The sequence below is a fragment of the uncultured Shewanella sp. genome, assembly GCF_947501225.1.
Taxonomy (GTDB): domain Bacteria; phylum Pseudomonadota; class Gammaproteobacteria; order Enterobacterales; family Shewanellaceae; genus Shewanella.
The window spans coordinates 55253-70720 of record NZ_CANMUW010000016.1; the positions used below are offsets into that span (position 1 = coordinate 55253).

General features: G+C 48.7%; 15 protein-coding genes. 11 read left to right on the plus strand and 4 right to left on the minus strand.

Translation table 11 applies throughout. The features are described 5' to 3' along the window. Window positions 1–22: 22 nt before the first annotated feature. The gene (locus Q1B47_RS18265; protein ID WP_299796903.1) at window positions 23–868 is read left to right on the plus strand and encodes a glycosyltransferase; all 846 of its coding nucleotides are present in this window, start codon (window positions 23–25) and stop codon (window positions 866–868) included. Between the two features lie 118 nt (window positions 869–986). On the opposite strand, the gene Q1B47_RS18270 is transcribed toward Q1B47_RS18265, so the two are convergent. Beyond that, window positions 987–1748 (minus strand): glycosyltransferase family 25 protein, encoded by a 762-nt coding sequence (locus Q1B47_RS18270; protein ID WP_299796907.1) that lies wholly within the window; start codon window positions 1746–1748, stop codon window positions 987–989. 187 nt (window positions 1749–1935) lie between these two features. On the opposite strand from Q1B47_RS18270, the gene Q1B47_RS18275 reads away from it, so the two are divergent. Genes Q1B47_RS18275 through Q1B47_RS18285 form a run of 3 tightly spaced genes read left to right on the plus strand, consistent with a single transcriptional unit; the run spans window position 1936 to window position 4807 of the window. Then, window positions 1936–3012, plus strand: coding sequence for a CDP-glycerol glycerophosphotransferase family protein (locus tag Q1B47_RS18275; protein ID WP_299796910.1), 1077 nt, complete (start codon window positions 1936–1938; stop codon window positions 3010–3012). Window positions 3013–3017: 5 nt separating this feature from the next. Next, complete coding sequence (locus Q1B47_RS18280; protein WP_299796913.1) at window positions 3018–4097, plus strand: aminotransferase class V-fold PLP-dependent enzyme; 1080 nt, start codon at window positions 3018–3020, stop codon at window positions 4095–4097. After that, a complete protein-coding gene (locus tag Q1B47_RS18285) occupies window positions 4094–4807 on the plus strand; it encodes a phosphocholine cytidylyltransferase family protein (protein WP_299796916.1) in 714 nt (237 codons plus the stop codon). Before Q1B47_RS18280 ends, Q1B47_RS18285 begins: the two co-directional genes overlap by 4 nt. A gap of 97 nt (window positions 4808–4904) precedes the next feature. Here Q1B47_RS18285 and Q1B47_RS18290 read toward each other — a convergent pair whose 3' ends face one another. Continuing rightward, on the minus strand, window positions 4905–5948 hold the full coding sequence (locus Q1B47_RS18290) for a glycosyltransferase family 9 protein (protein WP_299796919.1): 1044 nt from the start codon (window positions 5946–5948) through the stop codon (window positions 4905–4907). Window positions 5949–6128: 180 nt separating this feature from the next. On the opposite strand from Q1B47_RS18290, the gene rfbC reads away from it, so the two are divergent. The 4 genes from rfbC to Q1B47_RS18310 all read left to right on the plus strand — a co-directional run bounded on the left by rfbC (window position 6129) and on the right by Q1B47_RS18310 (window position 9472). Next, a complete protein-coding gene (gene rfbC, locus Q1B47_RS18295; RefSeq protein WP_299796922.1) occupies window positions 6129–6692 on the plus strand; it encodes a dTDP-4-dehydrorhamnose 3,5-epimerase in 564 nt (187 codons plus the stop codon). Further along, entirely contained in the window at window positions 6689–7786 is a 1098-nt protein-coding gene (gene rfbB / locus Q1B47_RS18300; RefSeq protein WP_299796925.1) for a dTDP-glucose 4,6-dehydratase, read from the plus strand. Before rfbC ends, rfbB begins: the two co-directional genes overlap by 4 nt. Next, window positions 7783–8652, plus strand: coding sequence for a dTDP-4-dehydrorhamnose reductase (gene rfbD, locus Q1B47_RS18305; RefSeq protein WP_299796928.1), 870 nt, complete (start codon window positions 7783–7785; stop codon window positions 8650–8652). Before rfbB ends, rfbD begins: the two co-directional genes overlap by 4 nt. A gap of 97 nt (window positions 8653–8749) precedes the next feature. Continuing rightward, a complete protein-coding gene (locus Q1B47_RS18310) occupies window positions 8750–9472 on the plus strand; it encodes a 3-deoxy-D-manno-octulosonic acid kinase (RefSeq protein ID WP_299796931.1) in 723 nt (240 codons plus the stop codon). Between the two features lie 376 nt (window positions 9473–9848). Here Q1B47_RS18310 and Q1B47_RS18315 read toward each other — a convergent pair whose 3' ends face one another. Beyond that, the gene (locus tag Q1B47_RS18315) at window positions 9849–10334 is read right to left on the minus strand and encodes a hypothetical protein (RefSeq protein WP_299796933.1); all 486 of its coding nucleotides are present in this window, start codon (window positions 10332–10334) and stop codon (window positions 9849–9851) included. A gap of 508 nt (window positions 10335–10842) precedes the next feature. Continuing rightward, window positions 10843–12111, minus strand: coding sequence for a lipid IV(A) 3-deoxy-D-manno-octulosonic acid transferase (gene waaA, locus Q1B47_RS18320; RefSeq protein ID WP_299796936.1), 1269 nt, complete (start codon window positions 12109–12111; stop codon window positions 10843–10845). Between the two features lie 156 nt (window positions 12112–12267). Between waaA and Q1B47_RS18325 the strand changes: the two genes are divergently transcribed. The 3 genes from Q1B47_RS18325 (at window position 12268) to Q1B47_RS18335 (ending at window position 15439) form a co-directional block, all read left to right on the plus strand. Then, a complete protein-coding gene (locus Q1B47_RS18325) occupies window positions 12268–12945 on the plus strand; it encodes a TetR/AcrR family transcriptional regulator (protein ID WP_299796939.1) in 678 nt (225 codons plus the stop codon). 337 nt (window positions 12946–13282) lie between these two features. After that, the gene (locus tag Q1B47_RS18330; RefSeq protein ID WP_299796943.1) at window positions 13283–13939 is read left to right on the plus strand and encodes a TetR/AcrR family transcriptional regulator; all 657 of its coding nucleotides are present in this window, start codon (window positions 13283–13285) and stop codon (window positions 13937–13939) included. A gap of 306 nt (window positions 13940–14245) precedes the next feature. Next, window positions 14246–15439 (plus strand): glycine C-acetyltransferase, encoded by a 1194-nt coding sequence (locus Q1B47_RS18335; RefSeq protein WP_299796946.1) that lies wholly within the window; start codon window positions 14246–14248, stop codon window positions 15437–15439. Window positions 15440–15468 lie beyond the last annotated feature (29 nt).

Genomic DNA, 15468 nt, shown 5'->3' on the forward strand with positions numbered 1-15468 from the left:
CGTTTTTAACAAAGGTTCCGCAATGAAAAAAGCCATATTCACGCTCGCCATAGGTGACAACCCTATGTATAAGGCCGCACTGAATAGCTTTAAACTATATGCAGATAGAGTCGGTGCAGACTTAATCGTTTCTGACCACCTTCACTACAAGATCGATATCTGCAAACCCAAATATGATGCGAATCCGGCTTGGTCAGAAAAACTGTATATTGGAGAGCTCCTGAAAGAGTATGATCGAGTTCTCTATCTGGATGCCGACTTTATTATCACTCCGTCGGCAAGAGATATCTTTGAGGTCTGCCCGGATCCGGACACGGTTTACATGTTCAACGAAGGACTATACCGTGACCGTACCCCAGTGATAAACGAGATATGCCAGCAACTAGAGGCTGTTGAGGATTGGCAGCAAAGCGAAGGCAAGCTGACCTATTTCAACATGGGAATGCTCTTGGTATCTAAGCAGTCCCCCCTGTTCAATTTAATGAAACTCAGCGATCTTCAATCTCTTTGTAACTCAATAAAGTTTTATGAACAGACTTATACCAACTACATAATTCAAAAGCATAAAATCAAATATGTTGAAGCCGATCCCTGCTTTAATCGCATGGACCTACTCGGCAGCGAAGATTATCAGAAGGCTGATTTTATCCACTATGCAGGACGAGGTTTCAGTCCAAAATCCAGGCAACGTGAAATTAAGTATATCGCCGATTACTGCCAAATATTTGCCGACATCGTCGACTCGAATGAGCTGGAGTCACTGAAGAGCTCGGTTTGGGAACTATATCTTGATAAACTTAAGAAAAAGTATAAATTACCTAAGCCACTGCTTAATTGGTACTTTTCTAACTTTTCCTCGAAACCTTAGAGATTAATACTGTTCGATAGTAAAGGATGACAGGATATTTAAATCGATAACAGTGAATGGTACCTCAGACACCCAGGCTCAGCAGTTAAGGTGTCTGTAATCCATGTTGAATTAAGGCTCAGCCTTTCACTTTTGGAAACGGCGCCAGCTTAAACGAATTAACCAGCAAATTAAACTCGTATATAACCAGCAATATGATTCGCTTCAGTGGCCTGCGTTTTACATAATCCCTGTGCTGGCCATCGAGCATATCGATCTCACTCTCAAAGCCTGCCGGGGCACCTACCGAGGGAGTGACAACGAAACAACGCAGATCTCTTTCATACCAGTGCTGAATATCGGCATCGACCGGACGGGCGATGGGAAAAGCATGCTTGAGCAGTTTTCTGGCCCCCGATGCAGATACAAACTGTGAACAGGTCCCCGCAGATAGTTTTGACACCCTATGCAACTGCATGCCCTTTCCCAGCTCCATGGTTTCCATATTCAATTTCAATCGCTTACTGCTAAACAGCTTGATATAGTCCCAGTCACAGGTATCCATTTTCTCAAATAGAGAGATGCAATCGCGGATCTGCTCCTCGAGTTGAACATCATCTTCAAGGATAAGTGCAAAATCCAACTCCTGGTCAATAATCTTATTCCAGCAGTGAACATGGCTCAGGTAGCAACCAATTTCACCATCGTTGAGTCGCTTATCATACTTTTTCAGGTTAGTTGGCAGGTCATAGACCTTGGCTCTCTCTTCCGGTATCAGCTCACTGCCTCTCACGGCCGAGACCCGCTCATATGCTATGCCGAGCCGATCACATTGAGTCGACACCTGCTGCCATCGTTCGGTACTTGTGTCTAGATTGATAATAAAAACTTTGAACTTCATTACTGAGACCTTGGAGCCCGACCGGAAAACATAAAGTTAAGGGGGGGCATTTTACTTTTATCCAGCCCAAGACACAAATGTACGCATGCAGAACTTAGGCAGCCCCCTTTCTGGCTAAGAGCGCTATGTTAGCAATACGTTTTCGATTAGAATACCCATCATAAAGTAAACTCTTCGGAAACGACATATGACGAACAATGTTAAGGATAGGCAATACGATGCTGTATTCTACGTTGCGTACCCTTATTATTTTCCTCACTTCCTCCCCATCCACGATTACTGGGTTTCACAAGGCAAGCAGACGCTGTTTGTTCTGTCGGAAAAACAGAATCCGGAGTTAATGGAAACCATCGCCAGAGATAACTCACTGAATTACCAGATTGGCAGCCAGGTTCTGAGCCAGGTTTGTGCGAAGGTGTTCTTCTTTGCCAATGAAGAGTCACCATTAGATGGGATAAAAGGCAAAACTGTATTTCTCGATCATGGTGTCGGCACAAAGTATTGTAACTATCCCCTCGCCTGTGAACAGTTTGATTATGTCCTTATCGAGGGCAGCTATCGTCAGGCGATGCTGGAAGCCGAACTTCCGCAGCATCGGGATAAGATAAAATGTGTCGGTTTCACCAAGTTAGATCCTGTGGCCAAGGGGAAACAGGAGCAGAGCTCCGCCCTGTTGGAGCAGTATGGGCTAGATGCCAACAAGAAGACGATCCTCTATGCCCCAACATTTTTCCCGTCATCCATAGAGAAGATGGGCCGGGACTTCCCTGCGGACTTCGCCGACTGTAACGTCATAATAAAGCCTCACTACCTGTCACTCGAAAGAAGGGCCTATGCTAAGCAGAGAAAACGGCTGCAACATTGGGCTGGTTTCAGTAACTGCCTTGTGACCCATATCAGTGAGTACAGTCTGACCAAGTTTATCGGACTGGCAGATCTTATGATCAGCGATGAATCCTCGGCCATTTTCGAGTGTACGGCCCTGGATAAGCCCGTTGTCATCAATAGGTTCTTAAAGTTGCGTTGGAGCTATTATCTTAATCCCGCGAAGTTCATCAAGCGAATGGATCAGGGGATAGATACCTATCGCGCCGTCGGCTATAACCCGGACAATTACGATGAGATGGTGCGTAATGTCAGAACCGCATTAGCTGATCCGAGTGAGCACAGTGCTATCAGAGCCGAAACAACCTCTGCCATATGTGGCCTCGTTGATGGTAATGTATCTAAACGAATTTTTGAGCTATTTAACGAACAAGACTAATTGCAATGAATCGTGATCAGCTAATATTCACCCCTGGGCCGGTAAAAGAGTATCCCGAGATCAGTGAACTGGGCGGACTACAGACCCCCTATTTCAGAAACCGGGCCTTTTCCGAAGTCGTGCTGGAAACAGAGCAGCAGCTGCTCCAACTCGCCAATGCCCCCAAGGGCAGTCGAGCCGTGCTGCTGACCGCCTCGGGTACGGCGGCTATGGAGGCCGCGGTACTCAACTTGGTAGCCCCTGAACATAAAGCAATCAGCGTTATCAGTGGTGGTTTCGGCCAAAGATTTGCCGACATCTGCCGCGTTCACCGACGCCAGCACAGCCCCTACCACCCGGCGTTCGATGATGATCTGTCTGACACCGGCTCATTGATGCAGTTTGCCGATCATGATGTGTTACTGATCAATGGCCATGAAACCTCGATCTGCCACCGCTTTAATCTGGAGCAGGTTGGCCGGTTCTGCCATGAAAATCAGATCTTGCATATCGTCGATGCCATCTCGATGTTCCTAACCGATGAACTCGACATGCAGAGTCAGCATATCGATGCCCTGATCATCAGCTCGCAGAAAGCATTAGCCCTGCCACCCGGCGTAGCGATAATCATCTTGTCCCCCCGGGCGATAGAGAGGTTGCTGCCTGATCCCGCAACCCTCTATTTTAATTTAACCGATTACTTAAGAGATGGAGAGCGTGGCCAAACCCCGTATACTCCGGCGGTGAGCATCATTTTACAGCTCCACCAGCGCCTGTTACAGATAGCCTCTAAGGGCGGCCTCAAGGCCGAAATTGCCAAGACAAGAGAGGTGGCGCAATTTTTCAGAAAGGGGATCGCTAAGCTCCCCTTAAAAATCTTTTCCACACACATGGCTAACAGTGTGACCGGGCTATCCCCCACTGATGGCACCAGCGCATCGCAGTTAGTCAAGGAGTTCGAGGCAAGGTATCAGATGGTACTGTGCCCCAACGGCGGTGAGCTGGCCGATACCCTGTTCAGGGTCTCTCATATGGGAAATATCACCATACAAGACACTCAACGCTTAATCGATGCATTGCATGACTATTTTGGAGTAAATCAATGAAAGTTCTAATCATGGCCGCGGGTGTTGGTAGCCGCATCAGCCGTCACCTTAAAGACCATCCAAAATGTTGTGTTGATATCCTGGGCAAGCCCCTAATTCAACGCACCATGGAACTTCTGCACTCCCATGGAATAAAAGATATCGCTATCGTATCCGGCTACCATGAGCAGTATCTCAAAGACGTACTAAAAGACTATCAGTACGAGAGTATCTCCAACCCTTTCTATCGGGTGACAAACTCTATCGCCTCACTCTGGTTTGCACGGGATTTTCTCGCCGGAGATGAAGAGGTGTTGATCATGAATGGCGATGTATTCTTTGAAGAGCCGCTGCTCGATATCATCGAAAAAGCCACCGCATCGCCTCTGATGTTAGCCGACAGCACCCGAATCGAAGATGCCGATTACCGCTTCAACTGGGCTGATGACCGACTCAAGGCTTACGGTAAGGAGCTCACCAATGAAGAGACCACCGGTGAGTATGTGGGCATAGGCAAACTCAACGCTGCCGATGTTAAGGTACTGCTGGACAAAGTCGCAGGCTATATCGCCTCCGAACAGTATGATATCTGGTGGGAAGACGCCATCTACCGTCAAATCCACGAAGGCAAAGAGGTGCCCATCTATGATGTTAAGGGCAACTTCTGGGCAGAGGTCGACTATATAGAGGACTACGAGCGCATCATGGCTTACGTCTCTAAGCAGCAATAACTTCCCAACCTCTTCAGGCGTTGTATCTTAGCTGGATACAACGTCTGACTATTGATTTAAACTTCGCAGAAGAATTAGCTTCACTTCGCCCGATAGATTAGCCAGCCAACTCTTGCGACACTCGCTCAAACTTCTCAATCACCTGTTCCACCTGGATCTGCTCCATCAGATCACTCCCCTTTGCCCGCGTCCCCCAGGCTACCGGCTCCGCGTGCTGAGTCTTGATAACACTATCATATACACTGACCACATGGTCCAGACTCAGATAGGGCCCGGTTCTGCCCGGGTTAGAGTGCGCATAGAGCCCAATCACCGGCGTCCCCTGGGTCACCGCCATATGAGCCGGGCCGGTGTCGGGAGCCAAAACGATACCGGCCTGCTTAAGCACGGCCAATAGTTGAGTAAGCGAGGTCTTACCCACCATATTCTCAAGTACTTCAGTGCAAGCCGACTGAATATCTTCGGCCAGTGTCTTCTCTGATGTGGTGGGTCCGCCACAGAGTATGACCCTATAGCCTTTAGATATGGCATGCTGCGCCACCGCAGCATAGCGTTCGGGTAACCAGTTTCGCTCCGCCTTACTGGCCGCGGCGCAGATCACCAGGGCCCTGTCGCCGTCGGGGATCAGTTGCCGGGCAAATTCGGTATCGGCCAATGGTACCGGAATATTCCACTCAGGAGAGAGGTCTGTAACGCCGAGCGCCTTAGCAAACCCCATGAAGCCTTCGAGGACATGTGGCGTATCCTGCGGCTCAACCTGATGATTTGTCACCAACCACTGGCCCTCTTTGGCCCTGAAACGATCGAAGCCGATTCTGACCCTGGCGGAGATGGCCATCGAGGCGAGCGTCGCCCTCAGTGCCACCTGCATGTGTAGCAACACATCAAACCTCCGGCCCGCTAACGCCTTTCTCAGGTTAAAGTAGCTCCGCCAACCCTGTGACTTATCAAAAATAACAAATTCAACCCCCTCAAGATGCTTAAGCAGTTGATATTCAACCTTGCCTATCACCCAGGTTATCTTCAGTTGCGGATACTTTCTCTGTATGGCCTGCACCATAGCCACCGCATGACAGACATCGCCGATAGCGGATAAACGCAACAGACATAGGGAGTTAATCTCATTAAGTTTTAAACTCATAGCGCTCAGGGGTTGATGAATAGAACCAGCAAAGTTTAATGTAGAAGCCACCTTGCTTCCAAGCTTTAACTGATAATTCTCATCCTCTTGCAGGTTCGGATAATAAACCACACGGTTCTGCTCACAAGAAGATGTTATTATTAAAGGTAATTTCCCTATGCAGCCGGTAACAAAGCCGAGATGAACGTCATCGATACCCCTATTTCAGGCCTCAAAATCATCGAGCCCACACTGTTCGGCGATGAGAGAGGTTTCTTCTTCGAGTCATTCCGGGACGCCTGGTTCAGGGAGCATGTCAGCGATGTTCAGTTTGTTCAGGAGAACCAGAGCAGATCCAGACGCGGGATATTGAGAGGGCTGCACTATCAATCCAGCCAGACTCAGGGAAAGCTGGTGAGGGTCACCTGTGGTGAGGTATTCGATGTAGCCGTTGACCTGCGCAGGGAGAGCCCCAGTTACGGGCAATGGTTCGGCACCTATCTTAGTGAAGAGAACAAGCGTCAGCTCTGGATCCCTGCCGGGTTTGCCCACGGCTTCTATGTCATCTCAGAAACAGCTGACTGTATCTATAAATGCACCGATTACTACGCGCCGGAGTTCGAGAAAACCATTCTCTGGAACGACACCGAGCTGTCGATAGATTGGCCTCTCAACAAGAGCTCCGATACAGATACGGTGCAACCTATACTCTCGGCGAAAGACAGAGCCGGCGCACCATTTAACTGCCGGGAACATTGGCTATGACCATACCAAAAACAGTGATGATAACGGGAGGTGCCGGCTTTATCGGCTCTGCCCTGGTGAGATTTTTTATTAACGAGACGCCTCACCGGGTTATCAACCTGGATAAGTTGACCTATGCAGCCAACCTTGAGTCCCTGTCATCGATAGAGGATAACGAGCGCTACCACTTCATCCGCGGAGATATCTGCGACAGGCCTCTTGTCGATGACATACTGAGACGCCATCGGCCCGATATCATCATGCACCTCGCCGCCGAGAGCCATGTCGATCGCTCCATCCATGGTCCGGATGAGTTTATACAGACCAATATTCTGGGGACCTATACCCTGCTCGAAGCATGCAGGGATTATCTTGCTGAACTTGCAAACGCTAAGAAACAGGGCTTCAGGTTTCACCATATCTCCACCGATGAGGTCTATGGCGAACTGGGTGAAACCGGCCGCTTCACCGAGCAGAGCCCATATAATCCAAGCTCGCCCTACTCGGCAACTAAGGCTGCTTCCGATCATCTGGTCAGGGCCTGGTCCCGTACTTTCCGGCTGCCGGTGGTAATTAGCAACTGCTCAAATAACTATGGGCCATTTCAGTTCCCTGAAAAGCTGATCCCCCTGATGATACTTAACGCCCTGGAGGGGAAAGCCCTGCCGGTTTATGGCGATGGTAAACAGGTAAGAGACTGGTTATATGTCGACGATCATGTCCGCGCCCTCTATAGGGTCGCAACCGATGGCATACCCGGCTCCACCTATAACATCGGCGGCAACAATGAAAAACAGAATATTGAAGTTGTCACCACCCTCTGTGAACGACTCAATGTACTGATTGAAGACAAACCTTCAGGCATCGATGACTTCAAACAACTGATCACTCATGTCAAAGACAGGCCGGGACACGACCTCAGGTATGCCATCGACGCCACAAAAATTGACAGGGAACTGAACTGGAAGCCGCAGGAAACATTCGAGTCCGGCATAGGAAAAACCATCCAGTGGTATCTGGATAACCTGGATTGGTGTCGTCATATCCGCGATGGCAGCTATCGAAAGGCGTCGGCCAATGACAAGCCATGCACGGGTAAAACCGGTAACAGATGACAAACTCTAAGTTGAAAGCGCTCATCCTGGGAAGAAGCGGTCAGCTCGCTCAGGCCCTTATCGCAACCAAGCCCGCCCATATAGCGTGCATCTCGCTGGGCCACAGGGAGATTAACTTAGCCGTTATCGGTGAGATTGAATCGGCCATAGCGGCGCATAGGGCGGATATCATCATCAATACTGCGGCCTATACCCAGGTCGATAAGGCAGAGTCGGAGCCGACTGAGGCATATCAGCTCAACGAACTTGCTGTGGCAAATATTGCCAAGGCCGCCCGAAACAGCAATGCCCGCTTGCTCCATATCTCTACCGACTATGTGTTCGACGGAAAGCAGGGGACAGCCTACACCACAGGCGATACTCCAAACCCGGTCAACCTCTACGGTGCCTCCAAGCTTGCCGGAGAGCAGGCCCTTCGAAAAAATATGCCGCTCGGATCAACCATAGTGCGAACCTCATCGGTATATTCGCAATATGGCACTAACTTCGTTAAAACCATGCTCAGCTTGATGAGTGAAAAGCCTGAGGTAAGAGTGATATCGGATCAGTTCAGCAGCCCGACCTATGCCGAAGAGCTGGCACGTTTTCTGTGGATTGTGGCAGAACAGGATTCACCGCTTCCCCTCTACCATTGGTGCGATAGCGGCAAGACCTCCTGGTATGAGTTTGCCGTCAAGATCCAGGAGTTAGCGCTGAGATATGGCAAGCTGAGTAAGGCGATCCCGATTATTCCCGTCTCATCACAAGGCTATGGAGCCGCGGCCATGCGACCCGGATTCAGCCAACTGGATACCAGCGATTCACACCCCCTGTTTCGCCCCACCCCCTGGCAGGAAAATCTGGAGTCTGTGATAAAGCAGCTCTAAATTAACGCCACCAAATTAACTCCATCGCTACAACTTGCTGTAGAATAGCAGGCATCAGAACTGGCTTAGAGCCTAAACAGCGACGACCCGAGTCCATATGCAGATTAAACAAACCTCGTCAGGCGCTATCGCATTTTGCGATACCACGCCCAGCAGCATCTCTACCCAGTGGTTTACCTACGATTACTGGCAGAAGCTGAGCGCAATCACCGGCTCATCCAAGGGAAGGTACACCACCTGGTTTGTTAAACCCGATACGGCAGAGACAGGTGAGCGTGAGTGGGTACTACGCCACTACTATCGCGGCGGACTGATGGAGAAGCTCAGCAAAGACGCCTACCTCTATACCGGCCTGAAGCACACCAGAGCGGTAGCCGAGTTATCCCTGCTGGAGCTGCTCTATGGGGAGGGGTTTGAAGTCCCTAAGCCCATCGCCGCCAACGTAGAGCGAAGCGGCCTCTATTATCGCGCCGATATCATCATAGAACGGGTGGAGGGTGCCCAAGACCTGGTAGCCAAACTGGGCAAATCGCCGATGTCAGAGATACAGTGGCAGCAACTCGGCGCCTGTATCGCCAAATTCCACCGCCGCGGGGTCTATCATGCCGACCTCAACGCCAAGAATATCCTTATCACAGATGATAAGTTCTATCTGATCGACTTCGACAGAGGCGAAATTCGCACGCCAAGTCCTAAGTGGCAGGGTGCCAACCTTGAGAGGCTACTGCGCTCATTCAGGAAGGAACTGGCTAAGCTACCGACGCTGGCCTTTAGCGAGTCCAATTGGCAGAGCTTGATGCAGGGTTATGCTAACCCTTAGGTCGGTAGGCAACCTTGCTAATTTGGCTTTAGCTGTCATTCAGAATAACCATAGTTATTAGTATTAATCGCCTGCAGCGTGCTTATGTGCAGGCACTTCTGTGGGACGGTGAATAGAAACCTCAGGTTTCTGAGCTCATGAACGAGAGGCATGGATGCCGAACTGGCTGTTAGATAGGGATATCGTTGCAAGCACAATCCCTGTGGGCTCTGCCGTGACATCCCTGTCACGGAAGGTCACAGCCGCGTTCACACCTGAGTATTAATCTCTTCGATTTAGGCTCTCTGGTTGCTAAAACGATTTTGGGCAAAATTTAGTTGGTTAAAATTAGAGAAGAAGGAGCGAAAGCCAACTGCTTTTGTCCTTTCAAAGGACATTAGGAGTTTTTAGTTAAACCCATCTTTTTATTGCAAATATCAAAAACATTTGAATCTAGTACGAATGTTTCACGCATTCCATCAGCGGTATATGAAGTCCATAAAATTTCACGTTGAATCAATGATTCAACTCCACTTGAAGAAACATCTTGATTATTCATTTGAGTCCAAGTTAAAACGCTACCGCCAGCCTTTACAAATGATTCAATTACATTTTTTTCATCCAAGCTTAGCTTGTTATATAAATTTTCTAATTCTTCTTTTTCCGCTTTCCTTTTTTTATTTCGCTCAACTTTTTCATTGAAGCTTGAAGCAAATATCCGAATAATAGGGAAAGTAATAATTGAAGCAAATGCGGCAATTACCCAGTCCTTTGATAGCAGATAAACGACTAAGCCAATTAAACCAGCTATAGAAGTTGCCATACTACGACCAAAATCATTTTCCGCATACACACGGTCAGCCCATTTCTCGATAGTTTTCACCTAAACTCCTAACAACTTATTTAGCGTAAATTCCCACAACCACTCCGCATACTACTTGTTTTCCTCAATCAAAAAAGTCAACTTATTCAAAATGATTTCAGTAAGTTAGCAGTATACCTCCCATTAATCAATTTACGCTTTACTTGGAAGAATCAAAAATGGTGATAATCGAAGAGAGAAGATAACTAGTGTAGATGCGGCTGCGGACGTTGATGGCATGGATGCCATCGTCGAGCCTCCATGGATGGATTTACGGCGTTTCGCAGAAGTATCTGCACATAAGCCCACGGCAGGTGATAAATAGCATTGAAGGTTCGACCTTCAAGCACGCTAGTCAACACCAACAATTCACATCTAGTGATCACGGCATTTGTTCCCTGTACACCTCTTCATTGAAGGTGATAGATAACCATGAAGGTACAGCCTTCAAGCTGGATCCTGAAACAAGTTCAGGATGACATCAGGAGGTTGTCGGTAACATAACTCACATAGAAAATGTGACCAGTCTTCATTCGAAGGCAATCAACCGATTGGCAAGAGAGAACTGCTTCTGCAACGCCCCCTTGTTGGCGTCAACAACCCTTAACCCGGCTTCGCTGGCCAGCTGGTATGCCGCTCTGTCCTTAAAGTTATGCACTAAAGCTGTGCCTAACTCTTCGGCCGAAGAGACCACCTTCAGGGCACCAGACTCGTTGAGCAGTTCCGTTATCTCGGCGAAATCCCAATGATGCGGGCCGACAAATACCGGTAAGCCCAATGCCGCAGGCTCCAGCGGATTATGGCCGCCATTTTCAACGATTGTACCGCCGACAAATGCCTGATCGGCGGCGCCATAGAAGGTTAATAACTCTCCCATGGTGTCGCCAAGCAGTACCTGAATATCTTCATTAACATCTTCTTTCAGGCTACGTCTGGCAAAGGTGAAGTCCGCTTCGGATAGCTTCGAGGCTGCCGCTTCAAACTTCTCCGGATGGCGAGGCACCATGATAAGCAGGGCATCGGGAGACACGGATAACAGCTCTCTATGTGCAGCCAGGATGGCATCGAACTCACCGGGATGGATACTGCCGGCGATCCATACAGGGCTGGTAGCCGGGCGCCACTGCTGACGCAACGCCTTGGCCTGCTCACGCTTCTCATCGGCAACGCTGAGGTCGAACTTCAGGCTGCCACACACCTCAACCCTACCGGCGTCGACACCGAGCGCGATAAAACGCTCCGCGGCTTGCTGTGACTGGGCCGCAATCGAATCCAGACTCTGCAGCATAGGTTGAGATAGCGTTATCCGCTTCTGATATTGATTGGCCGACTTTTCAGATAGGCGCGCATTGGCAAGCAGCAACTTAACCCCTGAACGTGAGGCATAGTGGATCAGGTTAGGCCAAAGCTCGGTCTCCATGATGATGCAACACTGCGGGCTCACCTGTTTCAGGAAGCGACGAACACACCAAGGCAGGTCGAAAGGCAGGTAACTATGCTGAACGCTGTCACCGAATGCTTTTTTCACCTCGGCAGAGCCGGTCGGGCTGGTCGTGGTCACCGTGATGGTAAGCTGCGGATGTGCCTGTTGAATAGCTCTGATCAGAGGAACCGCCGCCAGGGTTTCCCCCATGGAGACAGAGTGAATAAGCAGATCACTCCTGTTAAGGGGCGTAAAACCAAACCTCTCCCCCCACCGACCTCGGTAGTCGGAACTCTTGATGGCACGTACGGCTAAATATAAAACCAATAGCGGAGAGAGTAGGTAGAGTAATATTGAATAAAGAAAACGGTTCATTCGCCCATACGCTTAATTGAGTAGCACCATATAATGCAATAATTTTAACACACTAATCCTGCCTATAAGCCTCAGATTAAAGATAATTTACCTGACATTCCTGGTGAGTTGAGTTAGCTTATTTAATCAGTCGATTGTTACTGTACCAGGTTCGATATGAAGACCCGCGATAAAATCATCCACGCCAGTTTAAAGTTATTTAACGAACGCGGAGAAAGAAATATCACAACAAATCATATTGCCGCATACCTCAATATCAGTCCCGGAAACCTCTATTACCACTTCCGTAATAAAGAAGATATCATCAGCTCAATATTTCAACTGTATGAGACTCACTTAGACTCAGGTTTTCAGCCCTATATGGGGCAAGAGGTCAACCTGGAGCTACTGATAGGTTATTTCGATACCATGTTCGAAACCCTGTGGGAGTTTCGCTTCATGTACGATAACCTGACCGACATCCTGACCCGTGATGGCGCGGTTCTGAAGCGATATCAGTACACTCAACAACAAGCGTTAAATCGCTCCAGCCACATTCTCTCTAAACTTAAGCAGGATGGGGTACTCGCCATAGAGCAGGAGCAGATAACCCCCTTAGCCGACACCATGAGAATGATCGCCTGCTTCTGGATTGGCTATAAGCAGACTCACTCAGATAATGCCACCATCACCAAGGCCTCTCTGTATGAGGGGTTACTCAGAGTGTTGATGATCTTCAAGGCCCATGCAACGCCGGAGTCTCAGGGAACCTTCACCAGGCTTGAGCAACACTATCAGGCCATGGCTAACACCTGCTTTATGCCCAATCTGGATGTCCATTCACTGGCCTCTTAGTACCCAGTTTACCCCGACAAATTTATCACCTTAGCCGGTTCGTTAAAATAGCGCCTATTTTAACGAACCGGCTCTGCAGTTTTCCCGATAGGTGACCGGTTCGCTATCGAGCCGCTCCAACCTAAGTGGTCTGAGTTGCCAAGAGAGTTAATGAGATGAGTGTCACTTTGCGCCATACTCAGTCATTTTATAATTGAGCTTTGCCTGATTAATTCTGTCAGTGCTAGTATGTTGACTATTATTTGACAAATACTATGACAAAAATGGTAATTGCTCAGACAAACTGCCGATTAAAGATGAACCTGGCTCATCAATAATGAATCCAATTGGGACGCAAATGAAAACCCGCGATAAAATTATCTATACCAGCTTGGAGCTGTTTAACGAACACGGTGAAAGGAATATCACTACCAATCATATCGCAGCGCACCTGGGCATCAGTCCGGGTAACCTCTATTACCACTTCCGTAATAAAGAGGACATTATCCGTTCCATTTTTGCCCTGTACCATGATCATCTCGAGTCAGGTTTCCAGCCCTACGAGGGTGAGCCGATAAGCATCGAGCTACTCATCAGCTACTTTGACGCCATGTTCTACGCAATGTGGGAGTTTCGCTTCATGTACGCCAATCTGACCGACATTCTAAGCCGTGATGAGGAGCTTAAAACACTCTATCTGGCAGCCCAGAAGCAGGTGCTCACCCGCAGTAGCCAGATCTTGATCCAGTTAAACCAGGATGGCGTGCTCTCGATAGAACCGGAAGAGATCATCCCCCTTACCGAAACGATGAAGATGATTGTCAGCTTCTGGATTGGCTATAAACAGATCCACTCTGTCGATACCAGCATCACCAAGACCTCACTCTATGAAGGCCTGCTTAGGTTGTTGATGATTGCGAAAGCCTATTCAACGCCGGAATCCAGGGCGACCTTTGTCAGACTCGAGCAGCACTATCGCAGGCTGGCAGCATCACCTGCGGCTAAGAGTGCCTGAGTTTCAGCGCCGGTGTCACTGCCGGCGCTCTGTTATTCAGACGAGTTTTCGCCAATTTAATTAACCCCTTTCAACAAACCTTTCTAAAATAACAGCTATATGTGTAGGTAGCTTAGTGGTGCAGAGGCCTCACTGGTGCTTTTTCACCCCACGTTAACGATTAGTTTTATTAATGTAAAAAGGCTGCATCCCCTAAACTAATTAATCTTGCTACTGCCGATAAAAAAAGGCTGTAGGGCTAGCAATTTTAAGGTTAAAATGCCGCCACTCCCATACTCAAAATAATGCAAATGAAGGAGAATTCAGGTGGCAACGACCTCATTCTACAATCAAATTCAACAACAGCTCGAAGACGTTAAAGCCGAAGGTTTATACAAGAGTGAGCGAGTAATCGTCTCTCCTCAGCAAACCGAAATTCAAGTCAATGGAACCGAGGTGGTGAACTTCTGTGCCAATAACTACCTTGGACTCGCTAACCACCCTGAGTTGATAAAAGCCGCTCAGGCCGGACTCAGTGACCATGGCTTCGGCATGGCTTCCGTACGCTTTATTTGTGGTACTCAGGATATCCATAAGCAGCTCGAATCAAGCCTGAGCGAATTCTTAGGTATGGAAGATACGATTCTTTACTCTTCATGTTTCGATGCCAATGCGGGTCTTTTTGAAACACTGCTGAGCGCCGAAGACGCTATCATCTCAGATGCACTCAATCATGCGTCAATTATCGACGGCGTTCGACTCTGCAAAGCCAAGCGCTTCCGTTATGCCAACAACGATATGGCCGATCTTGAGACTCAGCTTAAAGCCGCCAAGGAAGCCGGAGCCCGCAACATAATGATTGCTACCGATGGTGTGTTCTCCATGGACGGCGTCATTGCCAACTTGAAGGGCGTGTGTGATCTCGCCGATCAATATGGTGCTCTCGTCATGGTTGATGACTCGCACGCGGTAGGTTTTGTCGGAGAAAATGGTCGCGGAACACACGAATACTGTGAGGTAATGGACCGTGTCGATATTATCACAGGTACATTAGGTAAGGCGCTAGGTGGAGCATCCGGCGGGTTTACATCGGCGAAGAAAGAGGTGGTTGATTGGTTACGTCAGCGCTCTCGTCCATACCTGTTCTCTAACTCACTTGCTCCTTCAATCGTTACCGCATCTATTCATGTACTCGAGATGCTTAAGTCCGGACAGGCACTGCGTGAAGCAGTTTGGGAGAACAGCCGTTACTTCCGTGAAAAAATGACCGAAGCAGGCTTTACTTTAGGTGGTGCCGATCATGCGATCATCCCGGTTATGATAGGCGATGCTAAGCTGGCCGGTGACTTCGCAAATCGATTGCTGGAGGAGAACATCTACGTCATAGGTTTCTCATTCCCCGTAGTACCTAAGGGTCAGGCACGCATCCGCACTCAGATGTCTGCGGCTCATACCAAAGAGCAGCTTGACAGAGCTATCGATGCATTTACCCGTATCGCCAAAGAGATGGGTATCATTTAAACAGGCAATCCGGATGGAAACATCCGGGT